3 protein-coding genes are annotated in these 2,407 nt (G+C 32.3%); all 3 read left to right on the plus strand.

The annotated features are described in order from the left end of the window. Nucleotides 1-159: 159 nt before the first annotated feature. The gene (locus ACI3VO_RS15080; protein ID WP_439758707.1) at nucleotides 160-465 is read left to right on the plus strand and encodes a hypothetical protein; all 306 of its coding nucleotides are present in this window, start codon (nucleotides 160-162) and stop codon (nucleotides 463-465) included. A gap of 41 nt (nucleotides 466-506) precedes the next feature. Further along, on the plus strand, nucleotides 507-1,388 hold the full coding sequence (locus ACI3VO_RS15085) for a hypothetical protein (protein ID WP_439758708.1): 882 nt from the start codon (nucleotides 507-509) through the stop codon (nucleotides 1,386-1,388). Nucleotides 1,389-1,445: 57 nt separating this feature from the next. Continuing rightward, on the plus strand, nucleotides 1,446-2,407 hold a 962-nt coding region (locus ACI3VO_RS15090; RefSeq protein WP_439758709.1), incomplete at its 3' end, for a DEAD/DEAH box helicase.

A 2,407-nucleotide genomic window follows, 5' to 3' on the forward strand; every position in this document is an offset into this window, starting at 1 on the left:
TTAAAGTAAGCTCTTTGGAGAAAGATAAGTTTGGTGTTAAGCTGAAGTTCCCAAACAGGTCATGTGACTCGTGTAAGAAATATCCCTGCTTCTCAGAGATCAAGAAATGCTCGTCTAATTTTGCAGCATATGGATGTATCTACTACGAGGAATTTAGGAATGACAGTTCTAGCAAAGCTAGTAGCTAAGGAGAAAGATGTACTTGGTTATATTACCTATGTATTTGAGTGTTTAGATGTAGACGTAGCTAAGGATTCTAGGTATATTATGTGTACTAGATACCCCAACTGGAATCATAGAAATATAGAACTAGATGAAGTTGGGTATTTAAATTTCATAGAAGTTAAGGCAGGGGTGGACACTTGGTTTGATGGAAATAAAATGATTCCGTATGCCTATAATGGAGTTCAATTTATTAAGTTTATACATAAACCTAGATCTAAAAACTATGAATATGTAATGTAAGATCAATTTTAAAATTTTATCAATATGAAGAAAGACATTTTATGAACGTAATGAGAGAAAAACTTACGGAAGCTATAGAGGCTAAAAATAACGACATTAAATCATTTGTATGGAAACTTGCTAGAAAAGCAGATGGAACTCAGGAGGAAATACGTCTGGTGGATGCTACACCTGAACAGTTGAAAACCTTCTATAGCCACTGTGAGTCTATGTTACATAGTACAGATAAAATAAATCCTGGAAGATATGTATTGTTGCAAATTATAGATGAGCAACGTAGAAAATGTAACGTTGAATTGTTCCTTCGTAAGTTAGAACATGGTACAATATGTGCAGATAATAAACCTTATCCGAGACATCTATATTTTCAGGATTTGCGTGCGTATATGAATGCACATAAAGAAGATTTCCCATCAAACGAATTGAATAATATATCTATTGCGTCTTGCACTGGAGGTCTTCCTAGAGAGTTTGAGAGAATTTCCATTAAAGAAGTTTTAGATGGATGTCTAGACCAATTGGGTTGGTTTGATAACAAGCACATTACCTTTAGCTTCATTCTGAATATGGGAGTATATCTTACTCCAGCTGAAATGAAGGAGTTTGATGAGAAGGATAAAGATGGAAATACTAGAAGCAAACTTGAAGTAATTAAGGAGCATCTCAATATAAAGAATACTATAAGGCTGACAGTTAAACCGACAGGACTTAACTTTAATGAACTTAGAGCAATGGTTAATCTTAAGCCTAAGAAGTATTTTGATCTAACCACTGACCAATTAACAGTTCTCCGCAACAAGGTATTGTTTAAGCTTGAGAATGAAGTAATGTTCCACATCGAACAGTGGGAGGAAAGGATGAGGCAGCTTAGAATGGTTGCTGAAAATAGAGGAATTAGTCTTGATGAGGTAGTTAATGCTTAATTTATATATAAACACAGAATACTATATTGGTATTCTGTGTTCTTTTATTGATAGAATATGACCAGAGATGAAAGACAAGAGATAGCAAGAGTAAAATGGATAAAGAATAGATGCTGTGGTACACTAATTCAACCTACAGGATGTGGTAAGACAGTAACAGCACTTAAATGTTTAAGATCTGTTTTAGATAAATATCCTAATCTAAGAATATTAGTAGTAGTTCCAACTGATAATTTAAAAGAACAATGGAGAGTTCAATTAGATGAATGGGGAATAGAGTTTAATGCTGACGTTCAAGTTATTAATACAATAATTAAACATTCGTGGACTACTGATATATTAGTATTGGATGAAGAGCATCGCTATGGAGCAGATACTTTTCAACGGGTTTTTGATAAAGTAAAATATAAATATATATTAGGACTTACTGCTACATTTGAAAGACTTGATGGTAAGCATCAACTTATTAATAAATATTGTCCAGTAATTGATGAAGTATCTATCATTGAGGCTAAAGCTAATGGATGGATCTCTGATTATGTTGAATATCAAGTAATTCTTGATGTTGATAATATTGAAGAATATAAAGAATTAAATAAACAATTTACTACTGATTTTGAGTTTTTTGACTTTGATTGGGATAAAGTAAACTCCTGTCTTGGCCCTGGCGGTTTTAAATATAGATACCACCTTAGTAAGGAAATGTGTCCAAATGATGAGGAAAAGCGTAAAAACATATTCAAAGCTATTACTTACCATGCCACATCATTTATGAGAGTGTTACAACAAAGAAAGTCTTTTATTAATAATCATCCTAAAAAATTAGAAGTAACTAGAAGAATTATAGAAGCTAGACCTAATTCTAAGATTATTACTTTCTCTAATAATATTAAAATGGCAGAATCTATTGGAATTGGTAATGTTTATTCTGGTAAAGATTCAAAAAAGAAGGGTCGGATTACATTAGAAGAGTTTAATTCTAAATCTACAGGTATTCTTAACTCAATTTCAAAGCTTAA

This window comes from Intestinibacter sp., from assembly GCF_051866655.1.
Classification (GTDB): domain Bacteria; phylum Bacillota; class Clostridia; order Peptostreptococcales; family Peptostreptococcaceae; genus Intestinibacter.

Coding starts and splice junctions, on each gene's coding strand:
- ACI3VO_RS15080 (WP_439758707.1), top strand. CDS start 160: ATGACAGTTCTAGCAAAGCTAGTAGCTAAGGAGAAAGATGTACTTGGT.
- ACI3VO_RS15085 (WP_439758708.1), top strand. CDS start 507: ATGAACGTAATGAGAGAAAAACTTACGGAAGCTATAGAGGCTAAAAAT.